Annotated in this window: 15 protein-coding genes; 6 read left to right on the forward strand and 9 right to left on the reverse strand. The window is 32.6% G+C overall.

The genetic code is table 11. The features are described 5' to 3' along the window. Positions 1–53: 53 nt before the first annotated feature. Together DPN68_RS06200 and DPN68_RS06205 are read right to left on the reverse strand one after the other, a co-directional pair. Positions 54–1,109 carry an AMP-binding protein gene (locus tag DPN68_RS06200; RefSeq protein WP_113988783.1) on the reverse strand — a complete coding sequence of 352 codons (1,056 nt, stop codon included), beginning with the start codon at positions 1,107–1,109 and terminating at the stop codon, positions 54–56. 1 nt (position 1,110) lies between these two features. After that, a complete protein-coding gene (locus DPN68_RS06205; RefSeq protein ID WP_113988784.1) occupies positions 1,111–2,007 on the reverse strand; it encodes a CPBP family intramembrane glutamic endopeptidase in 897 nt (298 codons plus the stop codon). A gap of 82 nt (positions 2,008–2,089) precedes the next feature. On the opposite strand from DPN68_RS06205, the gene arsC reads away from it, so the two are divergent. Then, positions 2,090–2,431, forward strand: a complete 342-nt coding sequence (gene arsC / locus DPN68_RS06210) for an arsenate reductase (glutaredoxin) (protein WP_113988785.1) — start codon at positions 2,090–2,092, stop codon at positions 2,429–2,431. Between the two features lie 83 nt (positions 2,432–2,514). Next, the gene (locus DPN68_RS06215; RefSeq protein ID WP_113988786.1) at positions 2,515–4,968 is read left to right on the forward strand and encodes an outer membrane beta-barrel family protein; all 2,454 of its coding nucleotides are present in this window, start codon (positions 2,515–2,517) and stop codon (positions 4,966–4,968) included. A gap of 68 nt (positions 4,969–5,036) precedes the next feature. Here the strand turns inward: DPN68_RS06215 and DPN68_RS13240 are convergent, their stop codons facing one another. After that, entirely contained in the window at positions 5,037–5,201 is a 165-nt protein-coding gene (locus DPN68_RS13240; protein WP_164496739.1) for a hypothetical protein, read from the reverse strand. A 126-nt stretch (positions 5,202–5,327) separates the two neighbouring features. On the opposite strand from DPN68_RS13240, the gene fumC reads away from it, so the two are divergent. Next, on the forward strand, positions 5,328–6,713 hold the full coding sequence (fumC, locus tag DPN68_RS06220) for a class II fumarate hydratase (protein WP_113988787.1): 1,386 nt from the start codon (positions 5,328–5,330) through the stop codon (positions 6,711–6,713). Here the strand turns inward: fumC and corA are convergent. After that, entirely contained in the window at positions 6,710–7,780 is a 1,071-nt protein-coding gene (gene corA, locus DPN68_RS06225; RefSeq protein WP_113988788.1) for a magnesium/cobalt transporter CorA, read from the reverse strand. The genes fumC and corA overlap by 4 nt on opposite strands. 72 nt (positions 7,781–7,852) lie before the next feature. Here corA and hutI point away from each other — a divergent pair, with 72 nt between their 5' ends. Further along, positions 7,853–9,091 (forward strand): imidazolonepropionase, encoded by a 1,239-nt coding sequence (gene hutI / locus DPN68_RS06230; protein WP_113988789.1) that lies wholly within the window; start codon positions 7,853–7,855, stop codon positions 9,089–9,091. Between the two features lie 30 nt (positions 9,092–9,121). On the opposite strand, the gene DPN68_RS06235 is transcribed toward hutI, so the two are convergent. The 3 genes from DPN68_RS06235 to DPN68_RS06245 form a co-directional block, all read right to left on the reverse strand. Continuing rightward, positions 9,122–9,757: a DUF6705 family protein gene (locus tag DPN68_RS06235; RefSeq protein ID WP_113988790.1), complete on the reverse strand. Its 636-nt coding sequence runs from the start codon at positions 9,755–9,757 to the stop codon at positions 9,122–9,124. Between the two features lie 22 nt (positions 9,758–9,779). Continuing rightward, positions 9,780–11,303: a hypothetical protein gene (locus DPN68_RS06240; RefSeq protein WP_113988791.1), complete on the reverse strand. Its 1,524-nt coding sequence runs from the start codon at positions 11,301–11,303 to the stop codon at positions 9,780–9,782. A gap of 85 nt (positions 11,304–11,388) precedes the next feature. Continuing rightward, complete coding sequence (locus DPN68_RS06245) at positions 11,389–12,270, reverse strand: hypothetical protein (RefSeq protein ID WP_113988792.1); 882 nt, start codon at positions 12,268–12,270, stop codon at positions 11,389–11,391. Between the two features lie 118 nt (positions 12,271–12,388). On the opposite strand from DPN68_RS06245, the gene DPN68_RS06250 reads away from it, so the two are divergent. Continuing rightward, on the forward strand, positions 12,389–13,420 hold the full coding sequence (locus DPN68_RS06250) for a formimidoylglutamase (protein ID WP_113988793.1): 1,032 nt from the start codon (positions 12,389–12,391) through the stop codon (positions 13,418–13,420). A gap of 39 nt (positions 13,421–13,459) precedes the next feature. Further along, positions 13,460–14,719: a DEAD/DEAH box helicase gene (locus DPN68_RS06255; protein ID WP_113988794.1), complete on the forward strand. Its 1,260-nt coding sequence runs from the start codon at positions 13,460–13,462 to the stop codon at positions 14,717–14,719. Positions 14,720–14,751: 32 nt separating this feature from the next. Here DPN68_RS06255 and DPN68_RS06260 read toward each other — a convergent pair whose 3' ends face one another. Together DPN68_RS06260 and ettA are read right to left on the reverse strand one after the other, a co-directional pair. Beyond that, a complete protein-coding gene (locus DPN68_RS06260) occupies positions 14,752–16,950 on the reverse strand; it encodes an ATP-binding protein (RefSeq protein WP_113988795.1) in 2,199 nt (732 codons plus the stop codon). 67 nt (positions 16,951–17,017) lie between these two features. Next, positions 17,018–18,709 carry an energy-dependent translational throttle protein EttA gene (gene ettA / locus DPN68_RS06265; protein ID WP_113988796.1) on the reverse strand — a complete coding sequence of 564 codons (1,692 nt, stop codon included), beginning with the start codon at positions 18,707–18,709 and terminating at the stop codon, positions 17,018–17,020. Positions 18,710–18,799: the final 90 nt, after the last annotated feature.

Raw genomic sequence — 18,799 nt, forward strand, 5'->3', positions numbered from 1 at the left:
AGGGAATGCGTTAAGATAACATACCGATTACAATACAAAAGTGTACTATATTTTTAGAAAGCTTCTTTATTTTTTAAAGTTAGTAGTCTATTTACTTTTCCTGTTTCTGTTCGAATAAAGTTGGGAATAAAATAAACTTTCTTAGGTCTTTCATATTTTTCTAGAACATCGAAAATCGTTGCTGATAAAGGAAATTCTTCTGATTCTACTACCAAAATTACTTTCTCGCCTAAATGTTCGTCACTTTCCGATGCAATAAAAAACGGAACTGAAAATGCCTCTTGCAATTTTTCTTCAATTCGTTCTGGAAATAGCTTTACTCCTCCACTATTTATCACATTATCGTAACGTCCTAACCACTGAAAACTAGTTGGTGAAACCAAATGTACAATATCATTGGTTACAATTTTTTCTTCTAAAATATTGGGTGCATCAATTACCAAACAATTTCTGTTATCTATACTAACAGTTATATTGGGTAACGTCATAAAAACAGTCTCATCAATTCTTTTGGCAGCAATATGCGTAATGGTTTCTGTCATACCATATGTTTCATAAACTTCGGTATCACAATTTTGTAATTGGTTTACTAATGATGGTGCAATTTTGGCTCCACCAACAATCAATTTCTTAATTTGATTCAATTGTAACAAAGCATGTTCCACTTGTAACGGAACCATAGCCGAAAAATCATAGATTTTGTGCTTATTAGGTATTGGATTGCTTTTGGGAGAAACCAAATCCATTTCCAACCCTAAAATTATTGCTCTTACCAACATCATTTTACCCGCAATAAATCTACAAGGCAAACAATGTAAAGCGGTATTTCCTGGACGCAATCCTAAAAAATCACCAGTAGCAATAGCGGAATGCACCATAGCTTGTTTGGAAATTCGAATCATTTTAGGTGTTCCAGTAGTGCCCGAAGTTAGTGTATCAACATACGAATGATCATCAAACCAATCCATTAGAAAAATTCCTGCTTCAATTTCGAAATCATCGCCTTCTCTAATTAGTGTGAAGGCTAATTGAAAAATTTCTTCGCGTTCTAAAGTAAAACCATTGATTTTAAATCGGTTGTGAATACTTTTATAATGAGGAACTTGCATATTATTCTGATATTTCTTGTAATGAACCTGTTAGTCTTTCCTTCCAATTATTCCATTTGTAAACTTTAGCAAAAAGGAAGAGTAACATTGGGAAAATAACAAAAATTGGGAGCACAATTTCAAATCCTGCTGAAGGTTCAGAAACGTCTTTTAGTATAGAATGCGTTTGGAAAGCAGTCCAATCAGCAGTTAAAAGCAAAGCTCCAACTAAATTATTTGCAGCATGAAATCCTAAGGCCAATTCTAAACCTTCATCCATTAAAGTAATTACGCCCAAAAACAAACCTGTTCCTATGTAATAAACCATGATAATATATCCCACTTTACCCACTTCAGGATTACCAATATGCATTAATCCGAATAAAATAGATGTTACTAATAACGGAATCAAACGATTATTGGTAACCAAACCCAATCCTTGCATCAAATGGCCACGGAATAAATATTCTTCAAAACTTGTTTGTAATGGAATTAAAAGCAAAGCCAAAACTAAAAAAACAAAAAACTTCTCCGAATTAAAGTTCCAAACAAAATTTTCTGGTGAAGCCCAATAGGAAACTAAAATCATTACAATAGTTATTCCTGCCCAAATTGAAAACGAAAATAAAACCCGTTTCCAATCAATTTTTTGTCGAGACGTTGTTAAACTGGTTAAACTTTGGCCTTGAATAAATTTAGCCCAAAATAAAACGATAAATAGAGCAATAGATAAAGGCGCAATTACCATCACAAAAGTAGCATTCACTCCAATAGTATCAATGGCATTTTTGATTACTTCATTAGTATCAATTCCAGCTGACATAATTGTGTTTACAATCATTAAAAAAATAAATCCAGCTGGTAAAATAAAAAATAAAATAGGATGTGATTTTAATTTTTTGGCTTGTTCTATATACATAACTTGCTTTTTATAATAAGTCACCAAATTACTATAAAAGTTTCAAATACGAGCTAATTTTTATTACTTTGCTAAAAAAAATATGATTACCATTTATCACAATCCACGTTGCACGAAATCTAGAGAAGGTTTATGCGAATTAGAACTTTTAAATGAACCTCTTTCCATTAGAAAATACCTAGATGAACCGTTTACCAAAGAGGAATTAATCGATGTAATTAATAAACTCGGAATAAAACCAATAGAATTAGTTAGAACCAAAGAAAGTATTTGGATTGAAAACTTCAAAAACAAATCATTATCTGATAGCGAAATAATAGATGCAATGTTAACTTATCCAAAGTTAATCGAGCGACCAATTGTAGTCAAAGGAAATAAAGCCGTTATTGCGCGACCTAAGGAAAACATTAACAAAATTCTATGATTATTTAACAAAGATTTGGCATTCGTAGATTAAACCTAAACCTACTTTTGCCATCAAACTTGGAAATAATAATCAACAAAACAATGTCAAATTTAATTAAACTGTTTACCACAGTTCTTTTATTGGTCACGGCAATATCATTTGCTCAACAAAGACCAGAAGCGAAAAAAATTAAAATTTCAGGTAAAATTTTCGAAAAAGGAACCGATTTCCCATTAGAATATGCAACTGTTGTATTTGAAAATGCAAACAAACAAGGTGCTTTATCTGGAAGTGTAACTGATATGAATGGAGAATTTTCATTCGAAGTAAACGCTGGAACTTATAATGTACGTTTCGAATACATATCATTTAAAACAGTTGAAATAAAAAATAGAACTTTTTCAGAAGACACCAATTTTGGCACTTTATTCTTAGAAGCTGATATAGCCCAACTAGAAGGTGTTGAACTAATTGCTGAACGCTCAACTGTTGAAATCAAACTAGATAAGCGTGTTTACAACGTGGGTAAAGATATGATGGTGAAAGGTGGAACCGTTAGTGATGTTTTGGACAATGTTCCATCAGTAACTGTTGATGCTGAAGGAAATGTTGCTTTGAGAGGAAATGAAAACGTAAAAATCCTAATCGATGGAAGACCATCAGGATTAGCTGGCTTAAATATTGCTGATGCTTTAAAGTTATTACCAGCTGATGCCGTGGAAAAAGTAGAAGTAATCACTAATCCATCAGCAAGATATGATGCAGAAGGTGGTGGTGGAATCATCAATATTGTATTGAGAAAAGGAAAAGCGAATGGTTTAAATGGCTCAATTATTTTATCAGCTGGTGATCCAGAAACTTATGGTGTTAGTTCTAGCATCAACAAAAAAAGTGATACGTACAACTTGTTCTCTAATTTTGGTTACAACTACAGAAACAACCCTGGAAATTCATTAACTGATGCAGAATATTTCAATCCTGATGGGACAACTAGTCAATTCATTAATGAAAGAAGAACTAATAATCGTTTGAGAGAAGGTTACAACATGAATTTTGGTATTGACTTAAACCTTACAGAATCTCTAACTTGGACTAATGCTTTAACTTTTAGAGAAAACCGTGGTCATAACCCTAATAATGTTTTTTTCTATAATTTTGATGCTCTAAAGAATCCTACTTTTGTTAGAAATCGTTTAAACGATGAGAGAAGCGAGGATTTTAGTATCGAATATGCATCAAATTTTGTTAAGAAATTTAAAAAAGACGATCACGTTCTAACCCTTGATATTGCTGTATCTTCTAACAGAGACAATGAAAATTCGGTTATTACTGATCAAGTAATTGGTGATCCAACAACATTATTTTCAGAAACTACCCTAAATAATCAAAAACAACAGAGAAACTTAATTCAATCAGACTACGTGTTACCTATTGGTAAGGATTCAAGATTTGAAGCTGGTTATAGAGGTAGTTTTTTAGAAAGTTTAACCGAATTTGAAATACAACCTGCTTCACCTTATTCTAATACTTTGGAATATAACGAATATGTAAACGCGCTTTACATGCAATACGGTTCAAAAATTAATAAATTCTCTTATTTCTTTGGGTTGCGTTTTGAAGACAGTAATATTGATGTAAATTCTTTTACTTCTAATAGCTTTAACAACAAAAAATACAATAATTTATTCCCATCAGCAACTTTAAACTATGAATTTTCAGAATCTAGTTCAATGAGTTTAAGTTACAGTAAAAGAATTAACCGACCAAGAGGACGATTTTTAAATCCATTCTCTTCTTATTCAAGTAACATCAACATTTTTCAAGGAAATCCAGATTTAGATCCTTCTTTAACTGACGCTATTGATTTAGGTTATTTGAAAAGATGGGATAAATTAACGTTCAACACTTCGGCATATATCAACATCACTAATGATTCCTTCCAATTCATCAGAAAAGAATCCGGTTTATTTGTAAATGGAGTTCCTGTAATTGTTAGTACACCAATTAACTTAGCTAACGAATATCGCGCTGGATTTGAATTCAATTTAAATTACACGCCTTACAAATGGTGGCGTTTGAACGGTAACTTCAACTTCTTTAGAAACGAAACTCAAGGAACGTTTACGTATTTAAATTATTTAGACGAAGTAGTTACTCAAAATTTTGATAACGTAGCTTTAACTTGGTTTGCAAGAATTAACTCTAAAGTTACTTTACCATACAAGATAGATTGGCAAGCAAATGCTACGTATAATGCACCTCAAACCAATGCGCAAGGTCGTTCACTTGGTGTAGCGTCTATGAATATGGCTTTTAGTAAAGATGTCTTAAAAGATAAAGGAACAATTGCTTTAAACGTAAGCGATTTATTCAACTCTAGAAAGCGTATTATGGAAACTAATATTCCAAATATCGTAAATTCGTATAGCGAAATGCAATGGAGAGAAAGACAAATTATGCTTTCTTTCACTTACCGTTTTAACAGACAGAAAAACGAAAGAGACAGACAACCAAGAAGAGATGACAACGGTGGTGATGGCGACTTTATGGGTTAATCATCAAATAACAAAACAAAAAAAGTCCCGATTGAATCGGGACTTTTTTATTGATAAAAATAGCTTAACTATTCTTTGTCTTTGCCTTTATTTCTTTTCTCTTTGATCAATTCCATAATAGCGCCGCCCAACCAATAGTGAACGAATCCTATTAAGAAAATCATTAACCAAAAACCAATCGTTAAAATGGTTAAGAAAAGTAAAAAGCCTAAATACTGTTGAAATTCAAACATGTTTTCCGGAATTAAATGAATTCATGCCAAAGATAGTGGGAAAATTTATTTTTACCAATATTATTACGGAAATATTTTAATTCCATCACATAAATCCGTAATTTTAGAATATCAATACAAATCAAGATGGACTACCGAATTGAAAAAGATACATTGGGAGAAGTAAAAGTACCAAAAAACAAACTTTGGGGCGCTCAAACCGAACGTTCTAGAAATAATTTTAAAATTGGTGACGAAGCTTCCATGCCAAAAGAAATTATTGAAGCTTTTGCCTTCTTAAAAAAAGCGGCTGCTTACACCAATTGCGAACTCAGTATTTTGTCCATTGAAAAACGCGATTTAATTGCGCAAGTTTGTGATGAAATACTAACGGGTCAACACGAAGCGCAATTTCCTTTGGTTATTTGGCAAACTGGTTCAGGAACACAAACCAATATGAATGTGAATGAAGTCATAGCTAACCGAGCGCAACAAATTGCTAACAGAGAAATCGGTACTGAAGAACCTGTTCTAAAAGCCAATGACGATGTGAACCAATCGCAATCGTCTAATGATACCTTTCCAACCGCTATGCATATTGCGGCTTATAGAATTTTGGTGACCAATACCATTCCATCGTTAGAAGCACTTTCAAAAACTTTGCAAGATAAAAGTAGCGCTTTTGCTGAAATTGTAAAAATTGGAAGAACCCATTTAATGGATGCAACTCCCCTAACCTTAGGTCAAGAATTTTCAGGCTATCACGCTAGCTTGGAATATGGAATCACCAATCTAAAAAAATCATTAGAAAATTTATCCGAATTAGCACTTGGAGGAACTGCTGTTGGCACAGGATTAAATGCTCCCAAAAATTATGACACTCTAGTAGCTTCTTACATTTCTAAATTCACTAGATTTGATTTTAAAACTGCACCAAATAAATTCGAAGCTTTATCCATGCATAATGCTTTGGTTGAAAGTCATGCCGCTTTAAAACAAATCGCTATTTCATTGAATAAAATTGCCAATGATATTCGTTTACTGGCTTCTGGTCCGCGCTCAGGAATTGGCGAACTACTATTACCAGAAAACGAACCCGGTTCATCTATCATGCCTGGAAAAGTAAATCCAACGCAGTGCGAAGCTTTAACCATGGTTTGCGCCCAAGTAATGGGAAATGATGTAGCAATAACCATTGGTGCCACACAAGGTCATTTTGAATTAAACGTATTTAAACCCATGATAATTGCCAATTTCATCCAATCGGCTAGATTATTGGGTGATGCTGCTCATTCTTTTAATGAAAATTGCGCAAAAGGAATAGAACCCAATTCAAAAAGAATTGAGGAATTAGTTGCCAATTCCTTAATGTTAGTTACCGCACTAAATCCGAAAATTGGCTATTATAAAGCAGCAGAAATCGCACAACAAGCGCATAAAAACGGAACTACTTTAAAAGAAGAAGCTATTCGTTTAGGTTATGTTGCTGAAAGTGATTTTGACCAATGGATGAATCCGAAAGATATGATTTAAAACCAGCGTTTGCGTTTGAAATAAACCACCATTCCTACAACAATTACAAGCATTAAGCCTAAAGCTAAGAAATAACCATTTTGGTATTCCAATTCGGGCATGTGTTGAAAATTCATTCCGTAAATTCCGGCGATGAACGTTATTGGCATAAAAATAGCGGAAAGAACCGTTAAAATTTTCATGACTTCATTCATGCGATGACTTTGAGCCGTATAGAAAAAATTACTCGCGCTATCTAAGGAATTCATATCGTAATCAATTTGTTCTAATAATTCCAATGTTTTCTGATGCAAACGCCCAAAAAACACATAATTTGAATTCTCAATCGAATTGAATTGATCGTCTTCATTAATAGATTTAATGGTAAATAATGCATCTCGAAGTGGCATAATCGCTCGTTTCAAAAAATGAAAGACTTCACGCATTTTTTCAATTTCCTCAACAACATTTGGATTGTCTGATGTTTTAGATTGCAGTAATAATTGTTCAATTTTTTCCTCTTTGGCTTCAATAGTAATGTAAAAATTCTCAATTACCGCATCTAAAAGCAAGTACAACAAATAATCCACTTTCTTTTTACGAACAATTCCAGTATTGGTTCTTATTCGTTCTCTGATGTGCGGAAAAAAATCGCCACGTTTTTCTTGGAAAGAAACAATTAAATTGTCTTGCAGCAAAAAACTAATTTGTTCTACCAAAATAGTATCGTTATCGTCATTGGGTAAAATAGATTTGATACTAAAAAATAGTGTGTCATCAAATTCATCCAAACGCGTTCCTTTGGTAATATTTAAAATATCTGAAACTACAATTGGGTTCAATTGCAAATGTTCTGTCAATTCTTGAATCACATTCGTAGACGATAATCCGTGTAAATTCAACCAATTGTTACTGGAATTGTCTTTATTGGAAATAAAATCTTTTACCGAACAATTTTCATATTCTGTTGCGTCTTCTTCGTTATAACTAAAAAGTTGCATTTCAGTAGGTTTATCGGTATAAATCCCAGTATATTCTAATGTTGACGGCTGAACTTTTCTACCTTTTTTATATCGTATTTTTCTCAAAACAGTTTAATTTTAAGCATAAAGATAGGACTTTTTAAAAATCGGTCTTATTTTTACTGAAATTTTTTTTACATGCAAACCCTATTCATCAATATTAAAGAGCTTTTACAAGTTAGACCCAAAGGAATTTCTAAAGTTTCCGGAAGTGAAATGGCTATTTTACCAAAAATTGACAATGCTTTTTTACTGATAAAAGACAACGAAATTGCTGCTTTTGGTCCAATGGAAAACTGTCCCACGATTGAAAACGCAACACTAATTGACGCTTCAGGAAAAGTGATTTTACCTACTTGGGTTGACAGTCACACACACATTGTGTATGCGGGAAATCGAGTGCAAGAGTTTGTGGATAGAATCAACGGTTTGTCGTATGAGGAAATTTTCAATCGTGGTGGCGGTATTTTGAATTCGTCAAAGAAATTGAATGCAACTTCCGAAGATGACATTTACGAACAATCAAAAATTCGTTTAGAAAACGTAATGAAATTGGGCACTGGAGCTGTTGAAATCAAATCAGGTTACGGATTAACGGTTGAAGGCGAATTGAAGATGTTGCGCGTAATCAAACGATTAAAGGAAAATTATCCCATTGCGATTAAAGCTACTTTTTTAGGCGCTCATGCCTTTCCGTTGGAATACAAAGACAATCATTCAGGTTATATCGATTTGATAATTAATGAAATGTTACCGAAAATAGCCGAAGAAAATTTAGCCGATTTTATCGACGCCTTTTTAGAAACAGGTTATTTTTCAGTAGCAGAAACCGAACGTATCATGGAAGCTGGAAAAAAACACGGTTTACAAGCTAAAATTCATGTGAACCAATTCACAGCCATAAACGGAATTGCAGCTTGTGTAAAATACCAAGCGCTTTCAGTAGATCATTTAGAAATTGTAACAGATGAAGACATCGAAGCCTTAAAAAACTCGGAAACCATGCCAGTTGCGTTACCAAGTTGTTCCTATTTCATCAGTATTCCTTATACACCAGCAAGAAAAATGATGGAAGCCGGATTACCATTAGCACTAGCTACGGATTACAATCCTGGCACTACTCCATCTGGCAATATGAATTTTGTGGTGGCAACCGCTTGTATCAAAATGAAAATGACGCCAGAAGAAGCGATAAATGCTGCTACTATAAACGGTGCTTATGCTATGAATCTTAGCGAAACGCATGGTTCAATTACTATTGGTAAAAAAGCTAATATTATCATGACTAAACCAATTACTTCATTTTACCAATTGCCTTATGAGTTTGGCGATAATTTAATTGAAAAAGTGATGATTGAAGGGAAATTTGTGGAGTAAAAAACGGCACTCTTAAGAATGCCGTTAAAATTATTGTTTAATCAAAGTGTAATCTCCGTAAGGCAAACTAAAATTTGTAAAAGTTGAAGGTACATAAAAATCTGCTTTGCTACGACCGCTTTTAGATGATTTATTAATAAACTGTACTTTTAGCTTTTCTACTCCATTTTCAATAACTCTTCTTATTACAAAACCTGCACTTAACATATTGTCATCATTAGCAGGTTCATCAAAATGCATATATAATCTTTCGGTACCTATAGGACAACTAGGACACAAAGGATATCTATCCAAAACTAACTTAGCACCTGAATATAAATTATAATTAAACAAGTTATCGTGATTTAGATTCAAATTAGACAAACTATTCACTTTTTCAATACCATTACTGTCAATATATTTGTATTCGCCAACCAATACATCCTCATAAAACTGAGTAGGTGCGGGTCTCCAAAACATTTCTCTCTTGATAAATCTTACTTCAAGGTACTCCTGACCATTTTGATAAACCCATGTTCCTACAAATTGATTTTGAAAATTTTGTGTGTCTTTTAAATAGGCGTTTAAAGGTGTTTCGGAAGGTAGGGTTTCATAAATATCGAGTATTTGTGCTTTACATCCAATTGAGAACGTTATATAAACTATTAAAATTACTATTTTTTTCATTTTTATTATGTTTTAAAATTATTTATTTACAATTAATTTCATCGACATTACCATTAGAATTAATCGTTTGCTCTTTCCATCCAGTTATAATTGGCAAACCATTTGAATCGATTGATTCAGTAGCTTTATAAAGTCCAATCTCGTCTCCAAAATATTTATTCATATTTTTTAAAAAAGTTTTAATTAAAAGATTACTATTTGCCAAATGTCCAATATTTATGTTCTCTGTTTCCAAATCCTTTTGAAAATTAGAAAAATTTGTATTTAGTTTTGAAATATAATCACCACTAAAGTTTTTAAATTTTAATGCATAATGTCCTGAACCAACAGATAGCATCACAGTATATTCTGCATAATCTTTTACACTATTATTAGCAGGAACATGTTCATAAGCAATATTGTACAAAGCCATTAAATCACCTGCTGAAAACATAGGAAACATACTTGTAGTAGCAGGGTTGGTATGACAATGCATAGCTCCTTTTACATTACCTGTTGCTAACCCTGCACTAATATCTATTTCATATGGTTTATTTTGATTTTGTGGAATCACTGGAAAGGTTAAATATGTTGCTCCTAGTGAATTAGTTGTTTCACTAATGTAATTTCCACGCTCACTTGTTCCTGATGATTGTCCTTTTAAAATTCTCAAAGTCTGCTGAATGGAGTTATTTGTGACTAACTTACTTAATTCATTACAAGGAGCGCTTATAGGTTTGTCTATTGAAAGCACGGGAGATGAAATACCAAGTTCATACTCTTCAGGATCAGTCTCTATTGTTGGGTATTCTGGTGGATAATCTGAATCACCTAATGACCCTCCTCCTCCACCTCCAGACGTAGAACCCGAACCGATGCTATCGTCATTTGAACCACCACTACCACTGCCACCTTCATCAATACATTTAATTGGTTTTGTAACAGTATATACTCTTGGAGGTGTATTTGAATTACAACTGCCCCAACTTTCAATGTTTGTTGAATTATGTTCTCCGCTACCACAAGAAACCCAAATAGTCTCGGTAGTATAACCACAACTTTGAGTTACTAAATTGTTATCAAAATTATCTAAAAAAATGGTTTCTATAGGATTTTGAATACTTTTTAACTGTCCATTTTGCAAACTTACTTTTTCATAAGGTGTTAACCTATATTGCAAAATTTTTACTTTATAACTACCATCATTTTGATAACTCAATACAAGATTTTCTAACAACTCTGTTGCTTCATCTCTATAAATTGGAAATGTAAACGAATGTAAATTTGCATATTGTATATACAATCCTTCTCTTGTATCTATAGTAAAACCATTTATAGTATCTTTAACAATTTTGCTTAACTTACTACTAGATTTCTGTTTATTCACATCAGCCACTACAGTAAATGCCTTTATATGTTTCTTAAATTCGGTATAAGAAATTTTAGTAGTTTTAATACCTGCTTTTACATTGTGATTATGTTCATGCAAGTTATCTTCATTGCAACTTATAAAATAACAACAAAGTACAAAAATAAAACAAAAAAATAAATTAGTTTTTTTAATCATAATTGATTTTTTAGATTAAATATTAAATGTTAAAAAAGCAATGAATTCAACACTCATTGCTTTTTTTATAGATTTGAAAAACGGATTATCTCAAACTGAAACTAGTTTTAGAAACCATTTCACCTTTTTGGTTAAACACATTTACAAAATACGTTCCAGCGGCAAAGTCTTTTCCTGCCACTTCTTCGTTAACTTGTACCGTTTTGTTTTCGTATTTTACTTTAGTAATAAAAGTATAAGTCAAAGTTAAATCGTCTTTAATGCTAATTGTTTCTTTATCTCCTAAAATATTACTCTTGCTATCAATAATTTGTACATAATACATTCTATCGCCTGATTTTGCAATTTGATTTTCAGCAATTAGGAAACTTACTTTTAATTTATCCGCTCTTCTTGCTTTGTCCGTTTCAATTTGCTTTCCTGAACTTCTTTGTTTTACAGCTAAAACATTTAAATTCAATACTGCTAAAGTGGAACCTTTTTCAACTGTTTTAGTCAAGTTATCGTTTTGTGTCAATAAAGTATCAGCATAACGTTTGGTGTCTTGTAAAACTACGTTAGTACTATCTAAACTTGAAGTTAAGGCTACATTTTGCTCTTTTAATAATTTATTTTCTGCTAATAAATTATCCATTTCGCGTTTAAGTTTATTATAAGAATCTCTATAATTTTTTAAAGAAGCTGTATCTCCCTTAGATTTTTCTAATTCCGCTAAAAGATTGGTCATTTCTTCTTTCTGCGCTTCAAAATCAGCTTTTAATGTTGTGTTTTCACTAATAGCAAGGTCCAATTCTGCAATTCTTGCTTTCAAATCATTAGCCAATTGTTCTTTTTCTGAAGATAATTCTGTTACTTGTTTGGTATTATCTGAAGACATTTTAAAAATGTAACCAATGCTTCCAAGTAATAACAGTGCCAAAATTACTACAGCAGCTTTTAATCCTGAATTGTTTTGTTTGTTTTCCATTTGTTTATGAGGTTTACTTAATTAGTAGGAACAAATTTACGATTTTAAATGTATTTATCAATTATAACGCCAATTAAATTAAAAAAATAGTACTTTTGGGAATACAATTGTATTAAAAATGGACAACATTAAGCTGCTTTCAGTTAATGAATTAGCAAGAATAACGCAACACCGTAGTGGTGAAGTTAAATTTGGTGAGAAGGTTTTCACGATTCCTAACAACGAAAATCCGTTGGATTTCATGAAAAATTGTGAAGCGCAATTTGTTTTATTTGGAATTCCTGAAGACATTGGTGTAAAAGCAAATTTAGGAAGAACCGGAACCGCTTCTGCGTATGAAAGTGCGTTAAAAAGTTTAGTAAACATCCAACACAACAAATTTTGCAAAGGCAATAATCTTTTAATTTTGGGTAATTTGGAAGTTTCAGAAGAAATGAAACGTGCCGCTCAATTAACCGTTACCAATAAAGAAGATAGAAAGGAACTTTTTGAATTGGTTGAAAAAATTGATAAAGAAGTTTCCCATATTATTCATGAAATTGTAAAAGCTGGGAAAATTCCAATTATTATTGGTGGCGGACACAACAACGCTTACGGAAATATAAAAGGTTTAGCATTAGCCAAAGGAAAACCTGTAAACGCAGTAAATTTTGATGCACACACCGATTTTCGATTACTTGAAGGAAGACATTCAGGAAATGGCTTTAGTTACGCTTTTGAAGATGGTTTCTTGAAGAAATATTTCATTTTTGGCATGCACGAGAGTTTTATTTCCAAAGGCGTTTTGCAAAACATCAAATCAGTGAGTGAACGTGTGCAATATACTACTTACGAACAAATTGAAGTTAGGAAAGAGAAAACTTTCAGTAATGAACTTTCAGTAGCCTTAGACTTTATTAAAAATGATTGTTTTGGAATAGAATTAGATTTAGATGCTATTCCCGGAATTTATTCAAGCGCAATGACTTTAAGCGGATTTAGTGTACAACAAGCAAGAGAATATATTCATTTTTTTGGTAAAAACAAAAACGCGGCTTACTTGCATATTTGCGAAGGCGCACCCGATTTAGACCAAACCAACAACAACCATTTAACGGGAAAATTAGTCGCTTATTTGATTACTGACTTTATGAAGAGTAAAATGTCGTAACTTTGCCACAGAAAATCATTTCTGAATAAATTACAAATTATGACATTTAAAGAACTTCAATTAATTAACCATATACAACAAGCGCTAACGGAAGAAGGTTATACGAACCCAACTCCTATTCAAGAACAAGCTATTCCAGAAATTCTAGCTGGACAAGATTTAGTGGCTTGCGCACAAACCGGAACAGGAAAAACAGGTGCATTTGCTATTCCAATTTTGAATTTAATTCACAGAATTGTGGGTTCTCCTAAAAAAACAAAACATATTCGTACTTTAGTAGTTACTCCAACTCGTGAATTAGCCATTCAAATTGACGAAAGTTTTAAAACTTATGGAAAATATACAGGCGTAAAAAGTTTGGTAATTTTTGGCGGTGTTAATCAAGTGCCACAAGTAAACGAACTAAAACAAGGCGTTGATGTATTGATTGCAACTCCTGGGCGTTTGCTAGATTTACATAAACAAGGTTTTATTGATTTGAATCACATGCATCACTTGGTTTTAGACGAAGCCGATCAAATGTTAGACATGGGATTTATCAATGATGTAAAAAAAATCATCAAGTTAACTCCTGATAATAGACAAACCTTGCTTTTTTCTGCAACCATGCCATTGGCCATTAGAGAATTAGCAGACTCTTTTTTAACACGTCCAAAATATATTTCGGTAACACCTATATCTAGTACTGCTGAAAATGTGGCTCAAAAAGTGTATTTTGTAAATAAAGAAGACAAACGTTTGTTGTTGAAACAATTGATTATTCAAGAAAGTTTGAGTAACGCTTTGGTTTTTACCAGAACAAAACACGGAGCCGATAATATTGTTAAAGTACTTAAAAAAGCACATATTAAAGCGGAAGCTATTCACGGAGACAAATCTCAAAATGCACGTCAGCGTGTTTTAGAAGGTTTTAAAAACAAAGAAATTGATATTTTGGTTGCCACTGACATTGCGGCTAGAGGAATTGATATTGAGCAACTTCCGTTTGTAATTAATTTTGATATTCCCAATATTTCTGAAACGTATGTACACCGTATTGGACGAACAGGAAGAGCTGGAAATTCTGGATTAGCCATTTCATTTTGTGGAAAAGACGAAAAACCCTATTGGCAAGATATAGAGAAATTAATTCGAATGAAGATTAAAGTGGTTTCCGATCATCCGTATGGTTGGAAAGAAGAAACTCCAAATCCAGATGCTAAACCCGATTTAAGAAACAAAAAAAATCCAACAGAAGCGGGTAAATCCAATTCAAGAAAATCGGATGCTTCGAAAAAGAATAAAAAGCGTTGGTATTAGTAATGGGTTATTTGTAATAGGTAATTGTAATATCACTTATTAATATAACTCCTAATAATATGAAACAATTTGGCAGGCTCAAAAGGTTTAACGACAACATCGTTGATTTGAGCCTCTTTTATTTTATCCATAATTTCTTCTTTTTCAAAGGCGGTTACGGCGATAATTGGAAGTGTAAATCCTTTTTCGCGGATAATTTTTGAAGTTTCAAATCCGTTTATTTTTGGCATATTGATATCCATTAAAATGGCATCGAATTTTTCTGTTTGAAGCAGTTCTATTGCTTGATAACCGTCATCCACTAATTCACATTGGAAGTGATGATTTTCCAATAGCTTTTTGGTTACCACTTGATTGATTTTATTGTCCTCAACTACCAAAATACGATATTCGGTTTCATCTGATAAATCTACATCGTATTCGGTAATGAATTCTTTAGTTTTATCTTCACCCGATTGAAACGGAAGTTCAACCGTAAAAGTAGTCCCAACATGCTCTTCGCTTTCTAATTGAATGGTTCCATTGAATAAAGAAACTAGTTTTTGTACAATGGTCAAACCTAATCCAGTTCCTTGATAATCGTCATCTCGTCTTTCAATTTGTACAAATTTTTCAAAAACTTTTTCTTGATATTGTTTTGGAATTCCAATGCCGTTGTCAACCACTTGAAAAGTAATATAATAAAGGTTGTTTTCCTTTTTTCGCAAATCAGCCGTAACCGAAACTTTACCATTTTTCGTAAACTTCAATGAGTTGCTCAATAAATTCATAATAATTTGCGACAAACGAATGGAATCTCCATATAAAAATTCAGGCAATTGGTGGTCTACCTTAACTTCAATTTGGTTGTTGTTTTTTCTTGCAATCGTTTCCAAAGAATCTTTAATAGTAACCAATTTATCTTCCAAATTGAAAACTACATTTTCTAAAACCACTTTGTTTTCCTCAATTTTGTATACTTTCAAAATGTCATTTACCAACGCCAATAAATAATTAGCAGAAAACTTCAAAGCTTTTAAATGCGAACTTTCTCGTAAAACTTTGTATTCTTCTTCTAAAATTTCTGCTGTTCCAATTACACCATAAAGTGGCGTTCGCAATTCGTGACTAATGGTTGAAATAAATTGTGATTTTAAATTGGAAGCTTCTTCGGCCTTTTCTTTGGCAATTTTTAAATCTGCATTTGCCTTTTTCAATTCTAAATTAGTGCGTTTACGTTGTTTGTTGTTTTTATACAGAGTAAAAACCAACAACATTAGTACTGTAAAAATGACAATAAACAATATAACTATGATTCGGCTGCTTTGTAATTTTTGTTCCTGAATTTCGCGTTCGGCTTTTATCTTTTGAAACTGACGAGTGGCTTCTTGTTTTTCAATTTCACTTCCTAAAGTTGCTACTGATTGGCTGCGTTCTTCGTTGAAAATTTTATCTTTTAAAATGTCTTGTTTGGATAAATATTCATAAGCTTTATCAAATTCACCTCTAGCATGATAAAACACCGAAATAAAGCGATACGCGTTTAAAATATGCGTATTCAAATACCCATCTTCATTATTAGCATCGCAAAAAGCAATTGTTTTTAAGTAGAATTCTTCTGCTTTTACATCATTTTTTTGAGCGTCATAGTAATTTGCATAGAGCAAATTCATAGTAATTTTAGCTTCAATATCTCCTTCTGTATCAACGTAATTTTTTACATCATTTAAGTACCCAATGCCTTCAGCGTAATTACCTACTTTAAACAATGCGGAAACCAAATTCATCTTGGAGAAAGTAATTTCAGAAATATCATTGAACTTTTGTGAGTATTGAATTCCTAATTTGTAGTGCTTAATTCCTTCTTCGTAATTCACTTCATGGTAACAATATACATTGGCTAAATTATTATTCAACCAACCTTTTATTGTATCATTATTGGTTTTATTGGCATACGTTAATCCTTTTTTATAGTACGAAATGGATTTTTGTAAATCGGAAAATTCAGCAAAATTCAAACCTATCAAGTTGTACGCTTTTGCGGCATGTAAATGTTGATTATGAGAAATAGCTAAATCTAATGCTTCATTGGCCAATTGGATGGATTTCTCATTTTCCAATTCCATAAACGATTTACCCGATTGTGAAAGTAACGATTTGATTTCCTTTAGAATAGCTTTATCATCCTGTGCTAAACAAGTTAAAGATAAGCACGAAAGTAAAAGAAAGAAAAGTATTTTTTGGCTATTCATTTTTAATTGTAAATCAAAAAACTAAAGTAATAAAAAATCCTGACAATGTCAGGATTCTTGTATAAAATTAACGAATTAATTTTTTGTATTTAATTCTTGTTGGTGTTACTTCTTTTCCAAGGCGTTTTCTTTTGTTTTCTTCATATTCAGAGAAACTTCCCTCAAAATGATATACTTGCGAATCGCCTTCAAAAGCTAGAATGTGCGTACAAACTCTATCTAAAAACCATCTGTCGTGCGAAATAATTACAGCACAACCAGCAAAGTTTTCTAAACCTTCTTCCAATGCACGTAACGTGTTAATATCCAAATCATTCGTTGGCTCATCTAATAACAAAACGTTTCCTTCTTCTTTCAACGTCATGGCTAAATGCAAACGGTTGCGCTCTCCACCAGAAAGTGTAGCTACTTTTTTGTTTTGTTCGCTTCCACCAAAATTGAAGCGAGACAAATAAGCTCGAGAATTTACTTGTCTTCCGCCCATCATAATCAACTCTTGTCCGTCACAAAAGTTTTCCCAAATCGATTTATTTGAATCAATATTGGAATGCGTTTGATCTACGTATGCAATTTTTACGGTATCACCAATAGAAAAAGTTCCTCCATCAGGTTGCTCCTCGCCCATTATCATTCTAAAAATAGTAGATTTACCAGCACCATTAGGACCAATAATTCCAACAATTCCTGCTTGTGGTAAAACAAAATTCAAATCATCATACAACAATTTGTCTCCGTACGCTTTAGCTACATTTTTAGCTTCAATTACATTTGTTCCTAAACGAGGCCCGTTTGGAATGTATATTTCTAGCTTTTCATCTAAAACTTTTTGATCTTCATTTAAAAGCTTATCATAATTTTGTAAACGCGCTTTTTGTTTGGTTTGTCTTCCTTTTGCACCTTGACGCACCCATTCTAACTCACGTTCTAATGTTTTTCTATGCTTAGAAGCTGATTTTTCTTCTTGCTCCATTCGTTTTGATTTTTGATCTAACCAAGAAGAATAATTTCCTTTCCAAGGAATTCCTTGTCCTCTATCTAGCTCTAAAATCCAACCCGCAACATTATCCAAGAAATACCTGTCGTGCGTTACTGCAATTACGGTTCCTGCATATTGTTGTAAATGTTGCTCTAACCAAAGTACCGATTCAGCATCTAAGTGATTGGTTGGCTCATCCAACAGTAAAACATCTGGTTGTTGCAATAATAAACGACATAAAGCTACTCTACGTTTTTCTCCACCAGATAATACTTTAATTGGCGTATCTGCATCTGGCGTGCGAAGTGCATCCATCGCTACTTCTAGTTTGTTATCGATTTCCCAAGCACCAGCAGCGTCAATTTTATCTTGTAGTTCTGCTTGTCTGTCCATCAGTTTCTGCATTTTATCTGCATCTTCATATACTTCTGGTAAGCCGAACATATCGTTAATTTTATTGAACTCATCTAAAAGGGCGTAAATTTCAGCTGCTCCTTCGCGAACAATTTCAATAACCGTTTTATTTTCATCTAATTGAGGTTCTTGTTCCAAATAGCCAACAGTATAACCTGGTGCAAAAACCAAATCGCCTTGGAAATTCTTATCTAATCCTGCAATAATCTTTAAAAGTGATGACTTTCCTGATCCATTAAGACCTAAAATACCAATTTTTGCTCCGTAGAAGAAACTCAAATAAATATCTTTCAAAACTTGTTTGTTTGTACTTGAGTAAATTTTGTTTACTCGCGACATAGAAAATATAACCTTCTTATCGTCTGACATAATTTTGTTTAATTTAATTTTCGGATACAAATATACTGCTATTCCTTTAGGATTTAAAAGATTTTAAATTGAAAAACTACAAACTCATAA

The organism is Flavobacterium tibetense (assembly GCF_003293845.1).
In the GTDB taxonomy this organism is placed as follows: domain Bacteria; phylum Bacteroidota; class Bacteroidia; order Flavobacteriales; family Flavobacteriaceae; genus Flavobacterium; species Flavobacterium tibetense.

Coding starts and splice junctions, on each gene's coding strand:
- DPN68_RS06255 (WP_113988794.1), top strand. CDS start 13,460: ATGACATTTAAAGAACTTCAATTAATTAACCATATACAACAAGCGCTA.
- DPN68_RS06235 (WP_113988790.1), bottom strand. CDS start 9,757: ATGAAAAAAATAGTAATTTTAATAGTTTATATAACGTTCTCAATTGGA.
- DPN68_RS13240 (WP_164496739.1), bottom strand. CDS start 5,201: ATGTTTGAATTTCAACAGTATTTAGGCTTTTTACTTTTCTTAACCATT.
- DPN68_RS06200 (WP_113988783.1), bottom strand. CDS start 1,109: ATGCAAGTTCCTCATTATAAAAGTATTCACAACCGATTTAAAATCAAT.
- DPN68_RS06205 (WP_113988784.1), bottom strand. CDS start 2,007: ATGTATATAGAACAAGCCAAAAAATTAAAATCACATCCTATTTTATTT.
- ettA (WP_113988796.1), bottom strand. CDS start 18,709: ATGTCAGACGATAAGAAGGTTATATTTTCTATGTCGCGAGTAAACAAA.
- DPN68_RS06250 (WP_113988793.1), top strand. CDS start 12,389: ATGGACAACATTAAGCTGCTTTCAGTTAATGAATTAGCAAGAATAACG.
- DPN68_RS06260 (WP_113988795.1), bottom strand. CDS start 16,950: ATGAATAGCCAAAAAATACTTTTCTTTCTTTTACTTTCGTGCTTATCT.
- hutI (WP_113988789.1), top strand. CDS start 7,853: ATGCAAACCCTATTCATCAATATTAAAGAGCTTTTACAAGTTAGACCC.
- DPN68_RS06240 (WP_113988791.1), bottom strand. CDS start 11,303: ATGATTAAAAAAACTAATTTATTTTTTTGTTTTATTTTTGTACTTTGT.
- arsC (WP_113988785.1), top strand. CDS start 2,090: ATGATTACCATTTATCACAATCCACGTTGCACGAAATCTAGAGAAGGT.
- DPN68_RS06245 (WP_113988792.1), bottom strand. CDS start 12,270: ATGGAAAACAAACAAAACAATTCAGGATTAAAAGCTGCTGTAGTAATT.
- fumC (WP_113988787.1), top strand. CDS start 5,328: ATGGACTACCGAATTGAAAAAGATACATTGGGAGAAGTAAAAGTACCA.
- DPN68_RS06215 (WP_113988786.1), top strand. CDS start 2,515: ATGTCAAATTTAATTAAACTGTTTACCACAGTTCTTTTATTGGTCACG.